This is a genomic window from Pseudomonas sp. PSPC2-3, from assembly GCF_049898265.1.
GTDB lineage: Bacteria > Pseudomonadota > Gammaproteobacteria > Pseudomonadales > Pseudomonadaceae > Aquipseudomonas > Aquipseudomonas veronii.
Genome location: NZ_JAFCXJ010000019.1, coordinates 23,657 through 46,029, shown reverse-complemented (window position 1 = coordinate 46,029; position 22,373 = coordinate 23,657). Strand labels below are relative to the sequence as shown.

At 60.1% G+C, this 22,373-nt stretch carries 23 protein-coding genes; 14 read left to right on the top strand and 9 right to left on the bottom strand.

From position 1 onward, the window contains the following. Nucleotides 1-9: 9 nt before the first annotated feature. The gene (gene efeO / locus ACP7E3_RS31435; RefSeq protein WP_017847275.1) at nucleotides 10-1,212 is read right to left on the bottom strand and encodes an iron uptake system protein EfeO; all 1,203 of its coding nucleotides are present in this window, start codon (nucleotides 1,210-1,212) and stop codon (nucleotides 10-12) included. Between the two features lie 10 nt (nucleotides 1,213-1,222). Further along, the gene (gene efeU / locus ACP7E3_RS31430; RefSeq protein WP_017847276.1) at nucleotides 1,223-2,068 is read right to left on the bottom strand and encodes an iron uptake transporter permease EfeU; all 846 of its coding nucleotides are present in this window, start codon (nucleotides 2,066-2,068) and stop codon (nucleotides 1,223-1,225) included. 167 nt (nucleotides 2,069-2,235) lie between these two features. Here efeU and ACP7E3_RS31425 point away from each other — a divergent pair, with 167 nt between their 5' ends. After that, complete coding sequence (locus ACP7E3_RS31425) at nucleotides 2,236-3,258, top strand: AraC family transcriptional regulator (RefSeq protein WP_046383234.1); 1,023 nt, start codon at nucleotides 2,236-2,238, stop codon at nucleotides 3,256-3,258. A 153-nt stretch (nucleotides 3,259-3,411) separates the two neighbouring features. Here ACP7E3_RS31425 and ACP7E3_RS31420 read toward each other — a convergent pair whose 3' ends face one another. After that, nucleotides 3,412-3,546, bottom strand: a complete 135-nt coding sequence (locus ACP7E3_RS31420; RefSeq protein WP_268933225.1) for a hypothetical protein — start codon at nucleotides 3,544-3,546, stop codon at nucleotides 3,412-3,414. A gap of 20 nt (nucleotides 3,547-3,566) precedes the next feature. Continuing rightward, nucleotides 3,567-3,815 (bottom strand): hypothetical protein, encoded by a 249-nt coding sequence (locus ACP7E3_RS31415; protein WP_231589909.1) that lies wholly within the window; start codon nucleotides 3,813-3,815, stop codon nucleotides 3,567-3,569. A 430-nt stretch (nucleotides 3,816-4,245) separates the two neighbouring features. On the opposite strand from ACP7E3_RS31415, the gene ACP7E3_RS31410 reads away from it, so the two are divergent. The 7 genes from ACP7E3_RS31410 to ACP7E3_RS31380 all read left to right on the top strand — a co-directional run bounded on the left by ACP7E3_RS31410 (nucleotide 4,246) and on the right by ACP7E3_RS31380 (nucleotide 8,732). Continuing rightward, the gene (locus ACP7E3_RS31410; RefSeq protein WP_057005550.1) at nucleotides 4,246-5,193 is read left to right on the top strand and encodes a hypothetical protein; all 948 of its coding nucleotides are present in this window, start codon (nucleotides 4,246-4,248) and stop codon (nucleotides 5,191-5,193) included. Then, a complete protein-coding gene (locus ACP7E3_RS31405; protein WP_017849623.1) occupies nucleotides 5,183-5,560 on the top strand; it encodes a hypothetical protein in 378 nt (125 codons plus the stop codon). Before ACP7E3_RS31410 ends, ACP7E3_RS31405 begins: the two co-directional genes overlap by 11 nt. A gap of 112 nt (nucleotides 5,561-5,672) precedes the next feature. Further along, nucleotides 5,673-6,050: a hypothetical protein gene (locus ACP7E3_RS31400; RefSeq protein ID WP_057005533.1), complete on the top strand. Its 378-nt coding sequence runs from the start codon at nucleotides 5,673-5,675 to the stop codon at nucleotides 6,048-6,050. Continuing rightward, the gene (locus tag ACP7E3_RS31395; RefSeq protein ID WP_232566556.1) at nucleotides 6,035-6,427 is read left to right on the top strand and encodes a hypothetical protein; all 393 of its coding nucleotides are present in this window, start codon (nucleotides 6,035-6,037) and stop codon (nucleotides 6,425-6,427) included. Before ACP7E3_RS31400 ends, ACP7E3_RS31395 begins: the two co-directional genes overlap by 16 nt. 416 nt (nucleotides 6,428-6,843) lie before the next feature. After that, nucleotides 6,844-7,791: a hypothetical protein gene (locus ACP7E3_RS31390; RefSeq protein ID WP_426125455.1), complete on the top strand. Its 948-nt coding sequence runs from the start codon at nucleotides 6,844-6,846 to the stop codon at nucleotides 7,789-7,791. Then, nucleotides 7,781-8,170, top strand: a complete 390-nt coding sequence (locus ACP7E3_RS31385) for a hypothetical protein (RefSeq protein ID WP_017847280.1) — start codon at nucleotides 7,781-7,783, stop codon at nucleotides 8,168-8,170. The genes ACP7E3_RS31390 and ACP7E3_RS31385 overlap by 11 nt, the downstream gene beginning before the upstream one ends. Nucleotides 8,171-8,342: 172 nt before the next feature. Beyond that, nucleotides 8,343-8,732, top strand: a complete 390-nt coding sequence (locus tag ACP7E3_RS31380; protein ID WP_426125453.1) for a hypothetical protein — start codon at nucleotides 8,343-8,345, stop codon at nucleotides 8,730-8,732. 86 nt (nucleotides 8,733-8,818) lie between these two features. On the opposite strand, the gene ACP7E3_RS31375 is transcribed toward ACP7E3_RS31380, so the two are convergent. The 4 genes from ACP7E3_RS31375 to ACP7E3_RS31360 all read right to left on the bottom strand — a co-directional run bounded on the left by ACP7E3_RS31375 (nucleotide 8,819) and on the right by ACP7E3_RS31360 (nucleotide 15,768). Further along, a complete protein-coding gene (locus ACP7E3_RS31375; RefSeq protein ID WP_017847282.1) occupies nucleotides 8,819-10,234 on the bottom strand; it encodes an efflux transporter outer membrane subunit in 1,416 nt (471 codons plus the stop codon). Beyond that, entirely contained in the window at nucleotides 10,231-13,410 is a 3,180-nt protein-coding gene (locus ACP7E3_RS31370; protein WP_126589504.1) for an efflux RND transporter permease subunit, read from the bottom strand. The genes ACP7E3_RS31375 and ACP7E3_RS31370 overlap by 4 nt, the downstream gene beginning before the upstream one ends. 15 nt (nucleotides 13,411-13,425) lie before the next feature. Further along, the gene (mexE, locus tag ACP7E3_RS31365) at nucleotides 13,426-14,667 is read right to left on the bottom strand and encodes a multidrug efflux RND transporter periplasmic adaptor subunit MexE (protein WP_046383238.1); all 1,242 of its coding nucleotides are present in this window, start codon (nucleotides 14,665-14,667) and stop codon (nucleotides 13,426-13,428) included. 204 nt (nucleotides 14,668-14,871) lie between these two features. Beyond that, nucleotides 14,872-15,768 carry a LysR family transcriptional regulator gene (locus ACP7E3_RS31360; protein WP_046383239.1) on the bottom strand — a complete coding sequence of 299 codons (897 nt, stop codon included), beginning with the start codon at nucleotides 15,766-15,768 and terminating at the stop codon, nucleotides 14,872-14,874. Between the two features lie 101 nt (nucleotides 15,769-15,869). Here ACP7E3_RS31360 and ACP7E3_RS31355 point away from each other — a divergent pair, with 101 nt between their 5' ends. The 5 genes from ACP7E3_RS31355 (at nucleotide 15,870) to ACP7E3_RS31335 (ending at nucleotide 20,123) form a co-directional block, all read left to right on the top strand. After that, a complete protein-coding gene (locus ACP7E3_RS31355) occupies nucleotides 15,870-16,877 on the top strand; it encodes a polysaccharide deacetylase family protein (RefSeq protein ID WP_426125449.1) in 1,008 nt (335 codons plus the stop codon). Between the two features lie 25 nt (nucleotides 16,878-16,902). Beyond that, complete coding sequence (locus tag ACP7E3_RS31350) at nucleotides 16,903-17,445, top strand: ester cyclase (protein ID WP_046383241.1); 543 nt, start codon at nucleotides 16,903-16,905, stop codon at nucleotides 17,443-17,445. A 115-nt stretch (nucleotides 17,446-17,560) separates the two neighbouring features. After that, complete coding sequence (locus ACP7E3_RS31345) at nucleotides 17,561-17,995, top strand: nuclear transport factor 2 family protein (protein ID WP_046383242.1); 435 nt, start codon at nucleotides 17,561-17,563, stop codon at nucleotides 17,993-17,995. Continuing rightward, nucleotides 17,992-19,461 carry an FAD/NAD(P)-binding protein gene (locus ACP7E3_RS31340; RefSeq protein ID WP_108523980.1) on the top strand — a complete coding sequence of 490 codons (1,470 nt, stop codon included), beginning with the start codon at nucleotides 17,992-17,994 and terminating at the stop codon, nucleotides 19,459-19,461. Before ACP7E3_RS31345 ends, ACP7E3_RS31340 begins: the two co-directional genes overlap by 4 nt. Beyond that, nucleotides 19,458-20,123 carry a glutathione S-transferase family protein gene (locus tag ACP7E3_RS31335; RefSeq protein ID WP_017847290.1) on the top strand — a complete coding sequence of 222 codons (666 nt, stop codon included), beginning with the start codon at nucleotides 19,458-19,460 and terminating at the stop codon, nucleotides 20,121-20,123. Before ACP7E3_RS31340 ends, ACP7E3_RS31335 begins: the two co-directional genes overlap by 4 nt. On the opposite strand, the gene ACP7E3_RS31330 is transcribed toward ACP7E3_RS31335, so the two are convergent. Beyond that, nucleotides 20,098-20,859, bottom strand: coding sequence for an ArsR/SmtB family transcription factor (locus ACP7E3_RS31330; RefSeq protein ID WP_126589499.1), 762 nt, complete (start codon nucleotides 20,857-20,859; stop codon nucleotides 20,098-20,100). The genes ACP7E3_RS31335 and ACP7E3_RS31330 overlap by 26 nt on opposite strands. A gap of 137 nt (nucleotides 20,860-20,996) precedes the next feature. Between ACP7E3_RS31330 and ACP7E3_RS31325 the strand changes: the two genes are divergently transcribed. Then, nucleotides 20,997-22,370 (top strand): MFS transporter, encoded by a 1,374-nt coding sequence (locus ACP7E3_RS31325; protein ID WP_046383245.1) that lies wholly within the window; start codon nucleotides 20,997-20,999, stop codon nucleotides 22,368-22,370. Nucleotides 22,371-22,373: the final 3 nt, after the last annotated feature.

The window sequence follows — 22,373 nt, the reverse complement described above, 5'->3', positions numbered from 1 at the left end:
CGGTCGTCTTCACTGTAGGCCGGAGAGGCCAAGGGCGGGGTCGATTCCATCGAGTGCGGCGGCCAGTACCTTGGCCTTGTCGGCGATCTGCTTGCGCTGATCGGCGGTAACACGGTCGTAGCGGCTGAACTGGCCGTCGACTTTCAAACCATCGAGCGCCGTCTCGAACGCGGCGAGGGCCGTGTCGATGTTCGGCAACAGGTCGGCGGCGGACTTGCTCAGCAGCGGACGCATCAGGTCCACCACCTTGCGCGCGGCATCCAGGTTGGCGGCGAAACCGTTCAGGTCGATATGGCTGTAGCGCTCTTCTTCGCCACTGACGGCGCGCACGTCGGCCAGGCTATTGAGGTTGCGCACCACGATGCTCACCAGTTGTTCCGGTGGCAGCGACTGCGCCAGCAACTGTTGTTTGAGGGTGCCGACGTCGCTCACCAGGCGCTGCGCCAGCGGGGCCAGGCCATCGAGGCTGCGTTGCTGGAACAGGCCGTATTCGAGGCGGTGGAAGCCGCTGAAGGCTGGGTCCTGCTCGCGTTTTTCGAAATAATCGGCGCGGGCGTTGATCGCGTTGTCCAGTTGCGCCAGGCGTTGCGACGCCGCGGCGAGACGCTGATAAGCCTCGCGGGCCGGCACATACAGCGCCTGAGCCTGGGCCAGGTCACCGGCGTCGATCGCTTGTTGCAAGGCGGTCGTGGCCTTGATCAGAGCGCTGGCCTGGCTGCTCAGGTACACCCGGAATTCCGACAACGGCCCGATAAACGCCACCATCGACGGCTTGGCCTTGGCTTGGGCGTCGGATGCCGCCGTCGGCGTTACGTGCAAGGTGCCGCGCGGGTTGCTTAACAGGCCGCAGGTAATTGCATAGTCGCCGGGCAACAGATTGGCATTGATCACCTGGCTCAGGCCCGGCGCGATATTTTCGCGTTCTTCGACCACCAGCACGCCGTCGAGGATCTCCCATTCCACCGCGCGGTCGGAGCGGTTGATGATGCGAAAACTCGCGCGCCCGGCCGCAACGGTCAGTGCGTTGGGTTCGCAGGCGTGGCCGTGAATGGTCACGACGGTTTCATCTTGGTGGGTCTGGCGCTTGGTCGCTGCCAGCTGCGAGGCATAGTAGAACAGGCCGCCGGCGGCGATCATCACGACCGCCGAGCCGGCTACCGCCCAGCGCAAGGCGCGTGGCGGCGAGGCCGGTTGAGGAGTTGGGTTGGACAAGGGACGGTCCTTACGGGTGAGAAACGGAAGAGGGCGCGGCGACCGGCTTGGCGGGTGCCGCGGGCAGGAAGAACATCGCCAGGGCCACCACCAGGTAGATCAGGTAGGCCCCCAGCGTGCTGACGGTCGGCGCATCCTGATAGCCGAACATCCCGGCGAGTACCGAGCCCACCGGGCCATCCATCGGCAACGTCGCGCTGACATCGAACAGCACGCTTTGCAGGTGGTTCCACACGCCGGCTTCATGCAGGGCCTGCACGGAGTTGGCGAGGATGCCGGCGGCCACCACCAGGATGAACAGGCCGGTCCAGCGGAAAAACGCGCCGAGGTTCAGGCGCATGCTGCCGCTGTAGATCAGGAACCCGACGATGATCGCCAGCACCAGGCCGAGCAGGGCACCCAGCGGTGCGCCGGGGCCTTCACTCTGCTGGAACACCGCCAACAGGAAGAACACGGTTTCCAGGCCTTCACGGGCCACGGCGAAAAACACCATCAGGATCAGCGCGGTGACTTGGTGGCGCGAGCCGGCCAGGGCATGGTCGAGGGATTGGTGCAGCGAATGTTTGATCGAGCGTGCGACCTTGCGCATCCAGAACACCATGGAACTGAGTATGCCCACGGCGACCAGGCCGACCACGCCTTCGAACAATTCCTGCTGCTTTTGCGGAAATTCGGCACTCATCAGTTCCAGGCCGCCACCGACCAGCAAGGCCAGGGCCGCGGCGAGGAAGACACCGACCCACACGGCGGGCATCCACTGGCCACGGCCGGTCTGTTGCAAGTAACTGGCGATGATGCCAACGATCAATGCGGCTTCAATGCCTTCGCGCAACATGATGAGAAAGGGAACAAGCATTCGACACCGCAGGGAAACTGGATAGGAAGCTAAGTTGTAACATAATGATACTCATTGCCAAACAAGAAACATTGACCTTTACTGAACGGCGGCTGAACGGTGGTGGCAAAGCTCAAGCGCCCTTATGATGCACCCCACCTTTTGTGCCGTTGGATTGCCCCACACCCATGTCGGAAAAAGACACCATCTCCATCCATCTTGTGCGCGAAGCCCTGTTGCAGAGCTGCGCGTCGGGAGCAGCGAGCGTTGAGGCCTTGAGCAAGGCGGGCATTGCTCCCGAGCTGCTGTTGCAGCCTGGTGCACGTGTCTCGGCCACGACCTACGCTCGGTTGTGGCGCCTGTTGGCGCGGCGCCTGGACGATGAGTTTTTTGGCATGGACCCGCGCCCGCTCAAGTCCGGCAGCCTGGCGTTTCTGTGCCGCGTGGCCATGGCTCAACCGACGGTGGCGGCCGGGCTGGAAACCGGCTTGGCGTTCCTGTCATTGATGTTCGAGCATTTGCCTGCCCAACTGGTGCGCCAGCAAAGCCTGGCGGAAATCGTGCTGCTCGAAACCGAGCCCGAGCCGCGCCGGGCGTTCAGCTATTTCACTTATTGGATGATCGTCCACGGCGTCGCCTGTTGGCTCGCGGGGCGGCGTATACCGATCCTGGCCATCGAACTGCGCTGTCCACAACCGGATTTTTGTGACGATTACCGGGTGATGTTCTCCGACAACCTGCGTTTCGACCGGCCGCGCACGCGCATGATCTTCTCCGCCGATTGCCTCGACCTACCGATCAAGCGCAGCGCCGAAGAACTCAAGCGTTTCCTTGGCCACGCACCGGCCAATATCCTGGTCAAATACCGCGACCCCGACAGCCTGGCCACGCGCATCAAGCACGACCTGCGCCAGATGCCGCCCGACATCTGGCCGGAAACCGACGGCCTGGCCGCCAACCTGTGCATCTCCGCCTCGACCCTGCGCCGCCGCTTGGCGGAAGAGGGGCAAACGTATCAGGGGCTCAAGGACAGCGTGCGCAAAGAGTTGGCGATTGTCTGGCTGGCCGAACCGCAGATCAGCTTTGCCGAAATTGCCACGCGATTGGGATTTGCCGATGCCAGTTCGTTCTACAAGGCGTTTCGTAAATGGGTCGGGTCGAATCCGGGGCATTATCGTAGTTTGATTTTGAACGAGACAAATCGCCTGTGATGGAGTGGGTGTACGGGATAAAGAGCCAAACTCAGGCACGCTCCTCTATCGAGAGATCACTGCGGGAAGAATTAACAAAAAATGCCCGTGCATTGATTGCATGATTGGCAGCGAACATGCCTTGAACATATTCGGGGATGCCTTGTGACCGCTTCACGTTGGGATGGCTTTCAAGAAACGAAAGGCAATCGTCCAGCTTTCGTTAAATAAGGCGATTGCCTTGTATTTTACGTCTGTTTCAGCTTGCTGGCCGTTGGCATCAAAAGCACCCAGACCAGATATGAGCATATGAAACGCCTCGCCATCAATTACGTCGTTTTCATAAAACCGTCTGCCGACTTTTTTAGTTCGTTGGTGGTGATCGATGTCATGTCGTAGTCTTTCAAAAATGCTTTCAGATCATCAATCAACTCTTGTTTTCGAAGCTTCAACGTGTCCGAAGCTTTTGATTCTTCCGTTATCGTGAATGTATTGATAACCTGTTTCGGGTTCTTTATCTGGAACGGGTTAGACGCTTTGGTGTACCTCATTTGTTCCGCGGTCAATAAAACGGCCATAGTGAAATCCTTCATTAGTCGAAACGTACACTTTTATATCGGGCCACTCTTGTACCTACTTTAAAAAAGTGCCGTGACCGAATGGGCCGTGGGGCAAAGAATTGGCTGGATGCGACCAATCCAAGGAGATTTTTACATCAGAAGGCGCTGATGGCCTTCGTGCCCGTTGCATTACTGTGGTCATGTTATTTAACGAAAACAGTCTGTTGGAATAGATGCGAGGAAGTGTCTGACAGCGATTAGCTTGCGAGGGGTAGTCTATTTCCCAAATTGATCTACCGCGTGCAAATCCACCGGCTAAATCCGCGACAGCGCTTGAGCCGTTAATTAGATTACGACGCCATCTTCATTCAATCAGGAATGCATGCATGGCAAGCAACAGGCTCACATCAACCGGTTCCCTTCGCCCACTTCGGCTGAGAGTTTTTTAATGTCTCAGCCCTACGCGTTTATCAATGATTGGCAACAAACCTCAGTTGAACTCAAGGCAAGATTGCGCTTGAGCCAGCACGCCGAAGCCAAGTTCGACAGGCTCAATACCCATATTCGAAACGTTGTGGTGCTGCCGGGGCAGTTGGTCATCATCGGTGATGACTCCACGGCGTTGTGCAAGCCGGAAGAGCATCTGCTGATGCAATCCGCCTGGCGTATCCGCCATAGCGTGATGGCCGAAGGGGGCGACGCCTTTGCCCTGCAAAACTACGATTTGTTGCAGAAACTGCTCGGCTACACGTCGCTCGGTATCGGCACGGCGGGGGATGCTTGGAATCGCCACTTGAAGGCGATCGTCAAAACCCTGGAAGAAATCGATGCCCTGCATAAACAGGCGTTGCGCCGAGGCGGTGGCGCAGCGCGGGAGGAGTTTTTGGCGCGTCGCCAAACGCTGTTCGCCAAACTGGAGGCACAACTGCGCGGGTTCGCCCGTTACGGCACGGGTTTGCGTAATGAAGGCTCGATCAAGAAAATGCTCGGTATTTCCACCAAGAGTTATTTGCATACCGGGGAGATCAGTCGATATGCCGAGAGGATTGCGCGGATTTCCAGGGTGGCGAAAGTGCTCAAGGCAGGGACGCCGTTGGGGATTGCTTTGAGCGCTGCGTCCACTGGGCTGGAGATCAAGGAAGCCTGTTCCACGGGGAGGGAAGAGCAGTGTACGAAGGCTAAGTATGTGGAGGTGGGGAAGCTGGCAGGAGGCGTTTCATTAGGCGCTGCCGGAGGGTTGATTGGATCGAGTTTGTGTCTTGCCGTACTGGTACCAACAACGGGTCCAGGTTCGCTGGCTTGTCTATTAATCGGTGGCGCGGTGGGCGGCGTCGCAGGAGGCGCGCTTGGCAGTAGGGGTGGGGAATTAGTGGGTGAAAAGATCTATGAATATTAACGATTTCCTAAGTTCTCATATCATTTTCTGGTTTGAAATAGCGTTGTGTATTTCACTCGGCGTTGCCTTGCTGATCTATGTTTTTCTGGCCTATCGGCGTTTGGAATACATGGAGCGCCTTCTGAATAAATGCAGTTTCGTTGTGTTTCACGCCCAGTTTTGGGGCAACTCACCGCGAGGGAGAATGATGCGATTCGGCGCGGTCGCAGTAGCAGTATTGCTGCCAAAGCGGAACTTAAAACGTGGTGTCATTGACTGGCAGCAAGTCCAGGAATTTCCTCGCTGCCTGAAAAACTTGTTCCGTGGTATCTATTTCGTCATCGTCGTTGTCTTTATGTACGGCATCGTTTTTTGGCTGCCTAAATGAAATAGTGTTTAGTAGGAATATTTTTCTTAAGTTGCCGAGCCAAAAAGCCCCGTGATCGAATGGGCGGCGGGGATTGGCAGCAGAGGTGGGGAAATGGTGGGTGAAAAACTCTATGAGTATTGACAACTTTCTAAATCCTCTCATCTTTTTTTGGATTGAATTAGCCTTGTGTGTTTCGGTCGTCGTTGTCGTACTAATAGGTGTTTTCCTGGCCTATCGACGGCTGGAATACATGGAGCGGCTTTTGAATAAATGCAGTCTCGTCGTATTTCACTCCCGGTTTTGGGGAAACTCCGCGCGAGGAAGAATGATGCGGTTGTCTGCAATTACAGTGGCAGTACTACAGCCAAAGAGGAATTTGAAGCGCGGCGTTATTGACTGGCAGCAAGTTCAGGAATTTCCTCGTGGCCTTAAAAACCTGTTCAGGGGAATGCTCTTCGTTGGTGTGGTTTTCTTTGCCTTTGGTACCTATTTTTGGCTTTGCAAATAGTGTTAGGTATTGACTATTTCTTAAATTCTCGCGTTATGTTTTGGTTTCTGGTGGCGTTAATACTCTCTATCAATATCGTTGTACTAATAGGCGTTTTTCTGGCCTACCGACGTCTCGACTACATGGAGCGCCTTTTGAACAAATGCAGTCTCGTTACCTTCCACTCTCAGTTTTGGGGCAACTCGCCGCGAGGAAGAATGATGCGGTTATCTGCGGTTGCAGTAGCCGTATTACTGCCAACATGGAATCTGAAGCGCGGTGTCATTGACTGGCAGCAAGTCCAGGAGTTTCCTCGCAGCCTGAAAAACTTGTTTCGTGGTATCTATTTCGTCATCGTCGTTGTCTTTATGTGCGGCGTCGTTTTTTTGGCTGCGTAAATGAAATAGTATTCAGTAGGAATGTTTTTTCTTAAGTTGTTGAGCCAAAAAAAGCCCCGTGATCGAATGGAGTACGGGGTAAAAAACTGGCTGGATGCGACCAACCAAAGAGACTCTTTACATTGTCTGGTACTAGTGACGTTTCGCGTCATTTGCGTTGCCGCAGTCATATTGGTTAACGAAAATATTCCATTGGAATAGCTATTAGGAAGTGTCTGACAGCTATTGGTAGGCGAGGGGAAGTCCATTTCCCAAGTTGATCGACGATGCGCGAATTTATCTGGTAAATCCGCGACAGCGCTTGAGCCGTTAATTAGATTACGACGCCATCTTCATTCAATCAGGAATGCATGCATGGCAAGCAACAGGCTCACATCAACCGGTTCCCTTCGCCCACTGCTGCTGAGAGGTTTTTAATGTCTCAGCCCTACGCGTTTATCAATGATTGGCAACAAACCTCAGTTGAACTCAAGGCAAGATTGCGCTTGAGCCAGCACGCCGAAGCCAAGTTCGACAGGCTCAATACCCATATCCGGAACGTTGTGGTGCTGCCGGGGCAGTTGGTCATCATCGGTGATGACTCCACGGCGTTGTGCAAGCCGGAAGAGCATCTGCTGATGCAATCCGCCTGGCGTATCCGCCATAGCGTGATGGCCGAAGGGGGCGACGCCTTTGCCCTGCAAAACTACGATTTGTTGCAGAAACTGCTCGGCTACACGTCGCTCGGTATCGGCACGGCGGGAGATGCGTGGAATCACCACTTGAAGGAGATCGTCAAAACCCTGGAAGAAATTGACGCCCTGCATAAACAGGCGTTGCGCCGAGGCGGTGGCGCTGCGCGGGAGGAGTTTTTGGCGCGTCGCCAAACGCTGTTCGCCAAACTGGAGGCACAACTGCGCGGGTTCGCCCGTTACGGCACGGGTTTGCGTAATGAAGGCTCGATCAAGAAAATGCTCGGTATTTCCACCAAGAGTTATTTGCATACTGGAGAGATCAGCCGGTATGCCGAGAGGATTGCGCGGATTTCCAGGGTGGCGAAAGTGCTCAAGGCAGGGACGCCGTTGGGGATTGCTTTGAGCGCTGCGTCCACTGGGCTGGAGATCAAGGAAGCCTGTTCCACGGGGAGGGAGGAGCAGTGCAGGCAGGCGAAATATGTGGAAGTGAGCAAGCTAGGAGGAGGGGGTCTGGGGGGGATGGCAGGTGGGTCTATGGCGGCAGCTTTATGTTTCACCGTACTACTCCCTACAACTGGGCCGGGATCATTGAGTTGCCTGTTAATCGCAGGTGGGACCTTGGGCGCGGTTGGGGGCAGTCTTGGAAGCGAGTTGGGTGAGTACGCAGGGGAGAAAATTTATGAATATTGACTACTGGCTCAATCTTCCTCTTAAGTTCTGGTTTAGTGTGAGCGTTCTGTTTGTAGTCCTTAGCATCAATGTAGTCGGCATTTTCCTGATGTATCGACGATTGGATGAAATGGAGGATCGTTTAAATAAATGCAGCCTTGTCACTTCTAACAAACAGTTCTGGGGCGATTCGATACGAGGAAGAATGATTCGGCTGTGTGCCGTCACCTCAGCGGTTGTTATGCCGTGGTGGAACATAAAGCGCGGTACTGTGGATCGGCAGCAAGTTCAGGATTTTCCTCGCGGTCTCAAGCGCTTGCTTCAGGGAAAGATCCTTGGGGAAGTACTTTTTATGACGTCTGCCATATCCAACATATTTTATAAATGGCTAACACGCTGATCAGCGACACAAAAAAAGCCCCATGACCAAACGGACCACGGGGCTAAAAATTGGCTGGATGCGACCAACCAAAGGAACTCTTTACATCATTTGGCACTGGCGGGGGGAACCGCAGGCGCTGTAAGGGGCAGTTATGGGAGTTAGCTCGGCAAGTAAGTAGGAGAGAAACTATATGAATATTGATTGTTTTATTTATCATCCGCTGAAGCTCTGGTTTGATTTGACTCTGTTTTTTTTGGTCTTCATCGCCTTTGTGGTTTTGATATACCTGGCTTATCGAAGACTCGACGAAATGGAATATCTTCTAAACAAATGCAGTCTTATCACACCCAATCAACGTGTTTGGGGTAATTCGATTCGAGGAAGAATGATTCGACTATCTGCCGTCACCGCAGCGGTTGTTCTACCAAAGTGGAACGTAAAACGAGGTGCAGTGGATTGGCAGCAGGTACAAGCCTTTCCTCGTAACCTCAAGCGATTGCTTCAGGGAACCCTGCTTGTTGGAGTGCTTTTTCTAATGAGCGCCACCGCTGACATCTTGTATAAGTGGCTACATCAGTAACTGCGACACAAAAAAAAGCCCCATGACCAAACGGACCACGGGGCTAAAAATTGGCTGGATGCGACCAACCAAAGGAGCTCTTTACATCACTTGGCCGTAGCGACCACCGTATCCGGCTGCCAACCGCCACCCAGCGCCTTGTAGATCGCAACAATCCCGCGATACAGATCAACCTCGGCCTGGGCCTGAGAGTCTTCGGCGGCCAGGCGTTCGCGTTGTGCGTCGAGCAGCACGAGGAAGTCCACGGTGCCTTCGCGGTAGCGGATCGCCGCGAGGTCGGCGGCGGCGCGGCTGGATTCGCTTTGGCGGATCAGCGAGACCAGGCGTTGCTGACGCTTGCCGTAGTCGCTGAAGGCGTTCTCGGATTCTTCCAACGCCAGCAACACTTGCTGCTCGTAGTTGGCCAGGGCGCCATCGGCCTCGGCATCGGCGCCGCGCAGGCGCGCACGCACGCTGCCCAGGTCAAACGCGGCCCAGGTGATGCTCGGGCCGAGGGCCCAGGCATTCGCCGCGGATGAACCGATCTGCGAACCGCGCCCGGCGGTGAAACCGAGGAAGCCGCTGAGGCTGACCCGTGGGAACAGGTCGGCCTTGGCCACGCCGATGCGCGCGGTGGCGGATGCCAGTTTGCGTTCGGCACTCAGAATGTCCGGGCGCCGTTGCAGCAGTTGCCCTGGATCGCCGATCGGCAGCGCCTTGGCAATCGCCGGCAAGTCTTTCGGGCTCAGGTCCACGCTCAGCTTGTCGGGGCGCTGGCCGAGGAGGGTGGCGATGCGGTTGCGCTCGCGCACTTGTTCGGCCTGCAGTTGCGGCACGCTGGCTTCCACCGCTGCGAGGCGGGCGTCGGCACGTTCCACGTCGAGTTGGTCGCCCACACCGGCATCGCGCAGGCTGACGGTGATGGTGCGCGACTCCTGCTGGTTCTTCAGGTTGTCCAGGGCGATGCGTTCACGCAGTTGCGCGCCGCGCAGTTGACCGTAGGCGTCCACCAGTTCGGCAATCAGCGTGACTTGCAACTGGTACAGGTCGGCTTCGGCCGCTTGCTGGTCGGCGTCGGTGGCTTCCAGGTTGCGCTGGATGCGGCCGAACAGGTCCAGCTCCCAGGCCATGTCCAGGCCCAGGTCATAACGCTCGCTGTTGACGCGCTTGGTGGTCTGGCCAGGGATTTGCCCCTTGGCCAGGTCACTGCTGGCGCGGCTGGTGATGGTCGGCATCGCGTCGTTGCTGGCGTCATCGCGGATCGCCCGTGCGGCCCGCAGGCGGGCAAACGCCACACGCAGGTCGCGGTTACCGCTCAGCGACTGGGTCACCAACTGGTTCAGAGTCGGGTCGTCGAACTGCTGCCACCAGATGCCTTCGAATTTCCCGTGGTCGTATTTTTTGGCATCGGCGGCAGCCGTGATATTGGCCGCCTCCGGGGTCTGGGTTGTGTAGTCCGGGCCCACGGCACAGGCGCTCAGCGCCAGGACCAGCAAGCTCGGCAGAAAGACTTTCACACTCATTGCTGTGTCTCCAGCTTCAAGGCCTTGGCCGCTTTGCGCGCGTCCTGGCGCTCCACATAGCGACGGATCAGTACGTAGAACACTGGTGTCAGCAACAGCCCGAAGAAGGTCACGCCGATCATCCCGGAGAACACCGCCACGCCCATGGCATGCCGCATCTCGGCACCGGCACCGCTGGACAGCACCAGGGGCACCACACCCATGATGAAGGCGAACGAGGTCATCAGGATCGGCCGCAGCCGCAGGCGGCAGGCTTCCAGCACCGCGGCGAGCGGGTCGAGGCCTTCCTGCTGTTTATCCTTGGCGAACTCGACGATCAGAATCGCGTTCTTACAGGCCAGGCCCACCAGCACGATCAGGCCGATCTGGGTGAAGATGTTGTTGTCGCCGCCCGAGATGATCACCCCGGTGATGGCCGACAGCAGCGTCATCGGTACGATCAGGATCACCGCCAGCGGCAGGCTCCAGCTTTCGTATTGGGCGGCCAGTACCAGGAACGCCAGCAGCACACAGAGCGGGAACACGAACAGCGCGGTGTTGCCCGAGAGGATTTGCTGATACGTCAGGTCGGTCCACTCGTAGGTCATGCCGTTGGGCAGTTCATCCTTCAGCAGTTTTTCAATCGCGGCCTGGGCCTGGCCGGAGCTGTAGCCCGGTGCAGCGTTGCCGTTGATTTCCGCGGTGATGAAGCCGTTGTAGTGCATTACGCGGTCCGGGCCGGAGGTGTCGCTGACCTTGATGAAGGTCGCCAGCGGGATCATCTCGCCTTTGTTGTTGCGCACTTTCAACTGGCCGATCTGGTCTTCATCCAGGCGGAACTGCTGTTCAGCCTGCACGTTGACCTGGTAGGTGCGGCCGAAGCGGTTGAAGTCGTTGGCATACAACGAACCCAGGTAGATCTGCAGGGTGTCGAAGATGTCGCTGATCGCCACGCCGTGGGTCTTGGCCTTTTCGCGGTCGATGGCGGCATCGACCTGGGGCACGTTGACCGTGTAGCTGGTGAACAGGCCGAACAGCTCCGGCGTGCTGCGGCTCTTGGTGATGACGTTCTGCACTTCTTTGTACAGCTCTTCGTAACCCAGGTTGCCACGGTCTTCGATCTGCAGGCGGAACCCGCCGATGGTGCCCAGGCCCTGTACCGGCGGCGGTGGGAAGATCGCCATGTAGGCTTCCTGGATGTCGCTGTACTTGCCGTTCAGCGCACCGGCAATCGCACCGGCGGACATGCTCGGGTCTTTACGCTCGTCGAACGGTTTGAGGGTCACGAACACGATGCCGCTGTTCGGGCTGTTGGTGAACCCGTTGATCGACAGGCCCGGGAAGGCCACGGCGCTTTCCACGCCCGGCTGTTTCAGGGCGATGTCGGACATGCGCTTGATCACGTCTTCGGTGCGATCCAGGCTCGCGGCGTCCGGCAATTGGGCGAAAGCCACCAGGTATTGCTTGTCCTGGGCCGGTACGAAACCGGTCGGGGTGTGGGCAAACCCGAACCACGTCAGCACCATCAGGCCGGCGTACAGGAACAGCGCGATGCCGCTGCCGCGGATCACCCGGCGCACGGTGCCGACGTAACCATGGCTGGCTTTTTCGAAGAAGCGGTTGAACGGCCGGAACAACCAGCCCCCCAACAGCTTGTCGAGCACCTTGGAGAAGCGATCCTTCGGCGCGTCATGGCTGCGCAGCAACACGGCAGCCAGGGCGGGGGACAAGGTCAGCGAGTTGAAGGCCGAGATCACCGTCGAAATCGCAATGGTCAAGGCGAACTGCTTGTAGAACTGCCCGGTCAAGCCGCTGATGAAGGCCGCGGGAATGAACACGGCGCACAGCACCAGTGCCGTGGCGATGATCGGCCCGGTCACTTCGCTCATGGCCTTTTCAGTCGCCTGGAACGGTTCCAGGCCCAGCTCGATGTTGCGCTCGACGTTCTCCACCACCACGATGGCGTCATCCACCACGATGCCGATGGCGAGTACCAGGCCGAACAAGGACAGTGCGTTGAGCGAGAAGCCGAACAGGTGCATCACCGCAAACGTACCGATCAGCGAGACCGGCACCGCCACCAACGGAATGATCGAGGCGCGCCAGGTCTGCAGGAACAGGATCACCACCAGCACCACGAGGATCAGCGCTTCGAACAGGGTATGCACCACCGCCTCGATGGAACCGCGCACGAAGATGGTCGGGTCGTAGACGATGCTGAAGTCCATGCCTTCGGGGAAGCTCTTCTTCAGCTCCGCCATTTTGTCGCGCACTTCGTTGGAGATCTGGATCGCGTTCGAGCCTGGGCGCTGGAAGATCGGGATCGCCACGGCCGGTTGGTTGTTGAGCAACGAACGCAGGGCGTATTGGCTCGAACCCAGCTCGACCCGCGCGATGTCTTTGAGGCGCGTGATTTCACCGTTATCGCCGGAGCGAATGATGATGTTCTCGAACTCTTCTTCCGTGACCAGACGGCCCTGAGTGTTCACCGACAACTGGAAGCTGGTGGCATTCGGTGCAGGCGGCGCACCCAGCGCACCGGCGGCCACTTGACGGTTCTGCTCGCGAATCGCGGTCACCACATCGGTGGCGGTCAGGTTGCGCGAAGCGGTCTTGTTCGGGTCCAGCCAGACGCGCAGGGAATAGTCGCCCATGCCGAACAGCTGCACATCACCCACGCCGCCCAGGCGCGCCAACTCGTCCTTGATGTTGAGCAAGGCGTAGTTGGACAGGTAAAGCATGTCGTAACGCTGATCCGGGGAGGTCAAATGCACCACCATGGTCAGGTCGGGGGAGGCCTTGTCCACGGTGATACCGATGCGCGTCACTTCCTCGGGCAGCTTGGGTTGCGTGCGCGTCACACGGTTTTGCACCTGCACCTGCGCGTTGTCCAGGTCGGTGCCCAGGGCGAAGGTGATGGTCAGGGTCAGTTTGCCGTCGGCGGTCGACTGCGAGGACATGTACAGCATGTTCTCGACGCCGGTGATCGCCTGTTCCAGCGGCGCGGCGACGGTTTCGCCGATGACTTTGGGGTTGGCGCCAGGGAAGTTGGCACGCACCACCACGGTCGGCGGCACCACTTCCGGGTATTCGCTGATCGGCAGTTGGAACAGCGAGATCGCGCCAGCGATCAGGATCAACAGCGAGAGCACCGCTGCGAAGATCGGCCGCGAAATGAAGAACTTGGAAAAATTCATCTTGAGTCGTATCCCTTAACCGCGTGGAGTCGCGACGGCTGCGAGCTTGGGCGCGGTTTTTTCCGGCGCCACTTGCTCCAGGTTGCTGGCTTCAAGCGCTTGTCGTTGTTGGGCCAAGGCGGCGAGGGTTTCCTTGCTGGCCATCGGGATGGTTTCCGGGGCGACCGGCGCGCCCGGGCGCACACGCTGCAGGCCCTTGACGATAATGGTGTCGTCTTTGTTCAGGCCGCTGCGCACGATGCGCAAACCTTCGATCTTCGGCCCCAGTTCCACCGAGCGGTAGGCTGGCTTGTCGCCTTCCATCACCAGCACGAACTTCTTGCCCAGGTCGGTGCCGACCGCTTCATCGTTGATCAGCACGGCGGAGTAAGTGCCGCTGCCGACCAGTTTCAGGCGGGCGTACAAGCCAGGGGTGTATTCGCCTTTGCTGTTGTCGAATACCGCGCGGCCACGGATGGTGCCGGTGGCCGGGTTGACCTGGTTGTCGACGAAGTTCATCTGGCCCAGGTGCGGGTTGCCGGTTTCATTCGACAGGCCCAGGTACACCGGGGTGGTCGCGCCACGGCGACCCTGGCGGGCGAGTTCGGTGTACTTGAGGTACACGCGCTCATCGGCGTCGAAGTAGGCGTAGACCTTGTCGGTGGAGACCACGCTGGTCAGCGCGGTGACGTCGGCGGTGACCAGGTTGCCAGCGGTGATCTCGGCACGGCTGACACGGCCGCTGATCGGCGCGATGACGCGGGTGAAGCTCAGGTTCAGCTTGGCCAGGTCCAACTGCGCCTGGATGCCGGCGACAGCGGCGCGGGCTTCCTGGGCGGCGGTGGTGCGCGAGTCGGCCAGTTCGGCGGAGATCGCGTTGCTCTGACGCAGGCGTTCGCCCCGTTGCGCTTCGTTATCGCTGCGGGTGGCGGCGGCTTTGGTCTGTTGCAGTTGGGCTTCGAGGCGGCGCACCTCGGCCTGGAACGGGCGTGGGTCGATCTGGAACAGCAGGTCGCCTTTCTTCACGAGGGCGCCTTCGGTGAAGGCCACCTGATCGATCTGGCCGGACACCCGTGGACGGATCTGCACGGTTTCCGGTGCTTCCAGGCGTCCGGTGAATTCGTCCCACTCGTTGACCGGTTGCTCAAGCACCTTGGCCACGCTGATTTTTGCAGGAGGCATGGCGGCCGCTTGTTCCGGGGTTTTGCCGCACGCGCTCATCACCGCCACGGCCAGAATCGCCAGGGGCAAGCGTAAGTGTTTGAGTGTCTGTTCCATGAGGTGTATCCGCCAATGTATTTGAGATGGGCGGATCATGCGCGGGGAGCTGCTAGGTCACGAATCGAATGAAGCAAAGATAACTATCATTCGGAATGATATAAGCGCGGAGTGAGCCCTTTAGTCTGCGGGTTTCATTAGGCAGCTATCAATATGCTTGATGACAAAGGCATGTTGCGCGCGCTGCAAGGAACGCCGCAATGCCTACCTGGCACTGTCGCTCGCTAGCTGCGCAACGATGCGTTCTATCAACATTCTCACCCGTCTGGGCTGAATGCGCGTGGGCGGGTAGACGATGTTCAGCGCTGTGCGGCCCAGGTCGTAATCCTCGAGCACCTCGACCAAGCGGCCGGCGTCGAGATCGGCACGCACGTCCCACACCGATTTCAAGCAAATCCCGTGGCCGGCCAGGCACCATTGGCGGACCAGCGCGCCGTCGTTCGCCACGCGGCGGCCACGCACCATGATCCGGTGGGTCTGCCCGTGCTGCGTGAACGCCCACTCCCGCGAAATATTGACGCCGAAGCGCATCACCAGGCACTCGTGCGCGGCCAGGTCCTCGGGGTGTTGCGGGGTGCCGTGGCGCGCCAGGTACAGCGGTGATGCACACACCACTCGGCGGTTTTCGCCAATCAGACGGGCATGCAGGGTGCTGTCGGCCAGCGCGCCGAAGCGCACGGCGAAGTCGATCCCCTGGCCGACGGGGTCGACATAGCCATCGCTGAGGTTCAGGTCGATGCTGACCTGCGGGTGCTCCTGCATGAACTGCGCAAGGATCGGCTCGATGTATTGGCGACCGAAGTCTTGCGGGGCGCTGAGGCGGATCGGCCCGCAAAGGGTGTCGGCGCCCAGGCGAATGCTGGTGTGCAACTCGTCGGCGTCTGCCAACAGGCGATGCGCGCCATCGACCAGCAGGCGGCCTTCATCCGTGAGGTTGATCGCGCGGGTGGTGCGCTTGAGCAGGCTGGCACCGTAAAAGCTCTCCAACTGCGCCAGCCGTTCCGACACCGAGGCCGGCGATAAGCCCAGTTCCCTGCCGGCGGCAGACAGCCCGCCTTTCTCGACGATCAACAAAAACAGCTCAAGGTTCTTCAGCAGCATTATTCGGTTTTTCCGAAAGTTATTTTTGATTTCAGCTCAATTATCAAAATAAACCTAAAGGACTAGCGTTGCATCCGTGTTTATTCAACGGAGTTACCGTCATGTCATCTGTGAACCTGCAACGGCGTACCTTCCTGGCCCAGGCGGGCGCGGGCGCCGCGGTGTTGACCGCCGGATCGCTGCTCGGCAGCGCCAACGCGAGCGCGGCGCAGGCCGGGCAGAGTGGGGCGGCACCGGCTGCGCGCCAGGCCAAGGGTGGTTTCTGGCCCGGCGACACACGGCTTGTGGTCTCGATCTCGATGCAGTTCGAGGCCGGTGGGCAACCGCTGAAGGGCACCGACAGTCCGTTTCCCAAAGTGGACTTCCCCGACAGCGTGCCCGCTGACCCGGCCACCAATACCTGGTTCGCCTATGGCTACCGCGAAGGCATTCCCAGGCTGCTCGACCTCTGGGATCGGCATGGGGTGAAGGTCACCAGCCACATGATCGGCGATGCGGTGAAGCGGCATCCGCAGTTGGCCCGGGAAATCGTCGCGCGCGGACACGAGGCGGCGGGCCATGGCCCGCGCTGGAGTTCGCAATTTGTCATGAGCCGCGATGAAGAACGCACGTTCCTGCGCCAGGCCGCGAGCATGGTGCAGGACGTCACCGGCCAGCCGGTCAGCGGCTACAACTGCAATTGGCTGCGCCGTGGCCCCAACACCCTGGCGCTGCTGCAAGAGCTTGGCTACGTCTATCACATCGACGATGTGAGTCGCGACGAGCCGTTTATCGAGCAGGTCAACGGCCAGGATTTCGTGGTGGTTCCGTACACCTTGCGCAACAACGACATCGTCTTGATCGAAGGCCGCAACTACTCACCGTCGCAGTTCCTGGAACAGGTGAAGCTGGACTTCGACCAGCTGTACGAAGAGGCCGGCAGCCGGCGCCGCATGATGTCGATCAGCGCCCACGATCGCATCAGCGGTACGCCGCAAATGGTCCGGGTCTGGGATGAGTTTTTGCGCTATGCCAACCGCCACCCCGGCGTGGCCTTCATGCGCAAGGACGCTATCGCGCAGTACACCCTTAAAAGCCCGCTTAGCCTGCGCGAACACGAGACCCTCTGAGCTCATCACCCAAGGAGATTTTTCAATGAAACCCTCACCTATAGCGCGCGTTTGCCTCATCGCCACACTCTTGACCTCGACCTTTTCCGGCGCCGTCCTCGCGGCCAGCACTGAACTGGTCAAGCCGGGTGTGCTGGTGGTGGACAAGAGCCTCCCGCCTGCGCAACTGGCGCTCATGGAAACCGCCGCCCGCCGTTATGACACCTTCTGGGACACCGGCGACGAAAGCCTGGCCCGTGAGGCGCTGGCCGCAGATTTCATCGACAAAACCCCACCGGCCGGACGTAAACAAGGCCCCGAAGGCCCGTTGCTCGCCTCCCGGGCGTTTCGTGAAGCGGTGCCGGACCTGCGTTGCGAGGTCGAACACATGCTCATCGCCGGCGACCGCGTGGTGGTTCACCTGCATTTTCGCGGGCACTTCACCGGCACCTTCGGCCAGATCAAGGGCGGTGGGCAGCCCGTGGACTTTATCGCCACCGATATCTATCAGATCGACAACGGCAAGATCGCCGCCAACTGGCACATCGAAGACAACCTCACCTTGATGAAACAGTTGGGCGCCCTGTAATCCTTGAGAGGCATCGCGTGCCTGACACTTCGGGCCAGGTCGAAGCATGGCCGGGTGGCAATTCTTTACAATTGCGGCTTCTATTAGCCGTTGTGCTGCCACGCGAGGAAACGCCATGACTTCGTCCATCGATCCCGGCCTGCTGGCTATCTATGAAGCCTGGCACGCCAGCGTCTGTGCCGGCGACCTGGCCGCGACGGCGGCGTTGTATGCCGAGCAGGCGGTGTTCGAAACGCCGCTGGTGCTGGCGATCTACCCCGACCACGGCAGCGGCGTGCTGGTCGGCCGGGGGACGATCCAGCGGTTCATGGAGGACAGCAAGCGCCGCTTTCCCAATGACCTGGCTGAGTGGTATCGCAGCGATAAAGCCTTCATCAACGGCCGCAACCTGACGTGGGAATACCCGCGCAAGACGCCGACGGGGGAGCAGGTCGACCTGATGGAAATGATGGAGATAGAAAACGGCTTGATCACCTGCCACCGCGTGTATTGGGGCTGGTATGGCGTGCGCTTGCTGGCGCCAGTGCTGGCGAAGGCGCAAGCGCTGTGAACCCGCGTGCGGCGGTTGCCATCATTGGTGGGTCGGTGACCGGTGTCGCGGCGTTTATCCAACTGGTGCGCGCCGGCAACGCCAAGCGTATCGACATCATCGATCCCGAGGGGCTGGCGGACTCGATTGCCTTCGGCGTCTGCGAGGACGTGCTGTTATGCAATACCTCGGTGCAGACCCTGTCGATACTGGACGATGAACCGCACGACTTTCAGCGTTACCTCCAGGCGCAGGGCATCGACGTCGGCGAAGACGCGTTTGTGCCACGGACCTGGGTGGCGGGCTATCTCAAGCAACGCTATGCCGAGTACCGCGATGTGGCCGAGGCCCGGGGCATTGCACATCGGATCGTGCGGGCGACGGTGCGGCATATCCAGCCGGTCGCTCGCGGCGACTATCGCCTGGTGCTGGATGACGGCGGCGACCTGCGCGCCTGTGCCGTGTTGGTCTGCACCGGCAGTGCCGCGCCGTTCGTGCCGCCGCTGGTCAGCCCGCATGTCGGCGCGCCGGGCATTTTCTCCACGCCATACCCGGCCAAGGCCTGGCTGGACAGCCTGGATAAACCGTCACGGGTCTTGGTGCTGGGCAGTCGCCTGTCGGCGGTCGACAGTGTGTTGCTGCTCTGCGGCGCGGGGCACCAGGTGCTGATGGCGTCGCCTTCCGGGCGTTTGCCGGGCGTGCGTACCGCCACCCCCCGGCGTGGCGCGGTGGCCCTGGATGAAGCGCGATTCGCCCGGCTGGACCTGGAAAACCCCAAGCTGTACTGGCACTTACTGCGCATCGTTGCGCGGGCGACCAAGGCGATCAATGGCCGCTCGCTGCGCGAACAAGTCGATCGCAGCGCGGAGCCCACCCAGCGCCTGCGCGGCGAGGTCGCCTTGGCCCGACGGGGCGCGACGGACTGGCAGAACCTGTTGGTGCAGTGCATGGACCTGGCCGACGTGAAGTTGCGCGCGGCGCCGCCCTCGGTGCGCGTGGCGGCGCTGCAAAACTGCTGGGAAGCGGTCGGGCGTTACCTGTTCGCGGTGCCTTTGCAGACCGCAACCACGCTGCTGCGCCTGATCGACGAAGGGCGCCTGCAGCTGGCCGCGCACTTGCCGACACAGCTTGAGTGGCAAGGTCAATGGCGGGTCCACGATGCCCAGGGGCGTATCGAGGCGGTGGATGCGGTGGTGTGCGCCAGCGGTTTTCATAAACAGTTTTTCCATGCCTCGCGCAACGGCCTTGAGCTGCAGGTGCCGCCGGCAACGCCGTGTACGCCGCCTTATGTGTCAGCGCAGTTGCAGGTCAGCCTGCCCGGCGCCGAAGCGCCGGAAGACATCTGGCTGCTGGGCATGGCCTCGTACCTGGCGGCGCCGATGGTCAATTCGGTGTACCAATCGGTGCGCCAGGCCCGCGAGGTGGTGATGCTGCTCGCCGAGCACCCTTCATTCATGGACAAACACGCAACCGAGGCAGTGGCATGAAAGTGTATGGCGACAGAGGTTCGAGCAATACCCGGCGCGTACTGACGACCGCCGCTTACCTGGGGCTTGAGGTCGAATTCGTCTTCCTCGACCTGTTCAGTGGCGAGAACCGCACGCCGGAGTACCTGGCGCTCAACCCCAACGGCACGATCCCGACCTTGGTCGACGGCGACGTGGTGCTGTTCGAAGCCTCGGCGATCATGATTTACCTGGCGGAACGGGCCGGCTCGTCATTGCTGCCCGCGGGCAATGCCAAGTACGAAACGCTCAAATGGATGTTCTGGGCCGCCGAGCATTTTCGTCGCGGGCCCACGGTGCTGATCGAGCAGCGGTTCATGGACCGCCTCAAAGGCCGCGCCGAGAACCCGACCCTGGTGGCCGAAGCGCTGCAGGCGATCCACCGCTACACGGCGGTGCTCGACGGGCACTTGCGCACCCGGCGCTTTGTGGTGGGCGACGCGTTGAGCCTGGCGGACATCGACCTGGCGGCCCCGCTGAGTCATATCCCGCGGACCCAGGCGCCGTTTCTGGAGTATCCCCATGTGGCGGCCTGGTACGCACGGATCAATGCGCTGCTCGCCTGGCAGCAGAGCGGGGTGGCCCAGGAGCGCCGCATCGCCGAAATCGAGCGCTTGTTCAGCTCGCAACAGGTGCCGGCATAAGGGTTTTCCTGGCCGGGGTCACGGCATGCAGCGGTGCTTCGAGATGGCGCAGGTGCTCAATCCCCAGATGCAGCTTGAATGCCCGCCAGCCCGAGCCGGTCACATGTACCGCGCGCGAGCCGGCGGTTCGGCGCAGCCAACCCAACTGGCAAAAAGTCTCCAGCAGGTGGGTGCCGAGCGGCCCGGCGATGTGGTGTTGCCGTTCGGTCCAATCCAGGCAGCGGCGGGCCTGGAGGTGGTCGTGCAAGCATGGCTCGCCGGCCTGCGGGTTGAGTGACTGCAGCCACTCGGTACCACGCCGGGTGAGCACGTATTCGCGCTCGTCGCTTTCATGGAGAAAACCCTGCTCCAGCATGCCTTGGGTCACCGCTACGCCGACCTGGCCGGCCAGGTGGTCGTAGCAGCAACGGGCAAAACGCAATTCATGGGCCGAACGGTTGGGCAGGCTACGCCACGAACTGGTTTGCGGTGCGACCGCCGCCAGGCTTTCCAGCACATGGGACACATCGGGGCCGGCCAATTGATAGAAGCGGTTGCGGCCCTTGATCTCCACGGTGAGCAAGCCGCCGTCGAGCAGCTTCGCCAGGTGCGAACTGGCCGTCTGCGGCGTCACGCCAGCGGCATCGGCCAAGGCGCTGGCAGACATCGAACTGCCATCTGCCAGGGTGATCAGGATCACTGCGCGCACGGGTTCGGCGATCAGGTAGGCGATGGATGAGATTTTTGGCTGGGTCATTCCGTCGAACTCCGTGCTGTGCCAGGTGAAATCGGATTTCAGGATGACATAAACATAAACACTTCGACACAGCTCGAAGCGTTTATCCCAGAAAGCTGCATATAGTCGAGCCGCCCCCTTAAAGGACGCTCGCGGTCATGACCTCCAACACCCGCTACCAACGACAAGTACTGATTGCGACGAGTCTGAGCTATGTGGTCGTTATCCTCGACACTTCGATTGTCAACGTGGCAGTTGAATCGATTTCCCGCACCTTTGGCTCGGGTATCACCGGGCTGCAGTGGGTGATCAACGCATATACCCTGACCTTCGCCAGCCTGCTGCTGACGGGCGGCCTGCTGGGCGATCGTTTCGGCGCGAAGAAAATCTACGCCGTCGGCCTCGGCCTGTTTGCCCTGGCCTCGGCGTTGTGTGGCCTGGCCACCGACCTGCCGGAGTTGGTCGGTGCGCGGGTCCTGCAGGGGCTGGGCGCCGCGTTGCTGGTGCCGTGTTCCTTGATGTTGATCAACAGCGCTTACCCGCAGACCCACCAGCGCGCCGGCGCCATTGGCGTGTGGGCCGGGTGCGGCGGCATCGCCATGGCGGCCGGACCGCTGGTGGGCGGTGTACTGATCGAGCTGTTCGGCTGGCGCAGCATCTTCTTGATCAACGTGCCGATCGCCCTGGTGGGCGTGTGGCTGACCTCGCGCATCCCGTCTTCGGCACCGTTGGCGCCAAACCGGCACTTGGACGTCACTGGGCAAGTCGCCGCGATTATCGCGCTGGCGACCTCGGTGGCGGTGCTGATTGAAGGGGCGAAGCTGGGGTGGAACTCCGAATGGGTGTACGCCTGCGTGTTTGTGGCCTGTATCGCCTGGTGCGTGTTCTTTGTGACCGAAAGCCGCCACAAGGACCCGATGCTGCCGCTGCAGTATTTCCGCAACCCGGTGTTCTCGGGGGCGACGCTGCTGTCGCTGGCATCGGCCTTGGTGTTCTATGGCCTGTTTTTCCTGCTCAGCGTGTACTTCCAGAGCGAGCGTGGCTGGTCGCCGCTGGACACCGGGCTGGCTTTCCTGCCACTGACCGCCATGGTCACCCTGGGCAGCTTCACCTGCGGCCGGCTGACCCGTGCGTATGGCGCGCGCGCCGTGCTGTGTGCGGGGTTCGGCCTGTACACCGTGGGGTTTATCGGCCTGTTCGCCCTGGCCAGTGACGCACCGTACTGGCGTATCGCAGTGTGCTACCCGGCCGTGGGGTTCGGTGCCGGGATCATCACCCCGGCCGCCACCTCCGTGCTGATGAGTGTGGTCGACCGCGCCAAGGCCGGGGTGGCGGCGGGCACGCTCAATGCCAGCCGCCAAAGCGGCTCCGCCTTCGGCGTGGCGATCTTCGGCGCCTTGCTCACCTCGATTCAGCCCCTGGGCGATGCCATCGACGTCGCCGTCAGCGTCGCCATCGGTTTGTCGTTGCTCGCCATGCTGATGGCCGCCCTGGTGTTGAAAGCGCCGGCGGCGCAACCCGTGGAAAGTTGATGG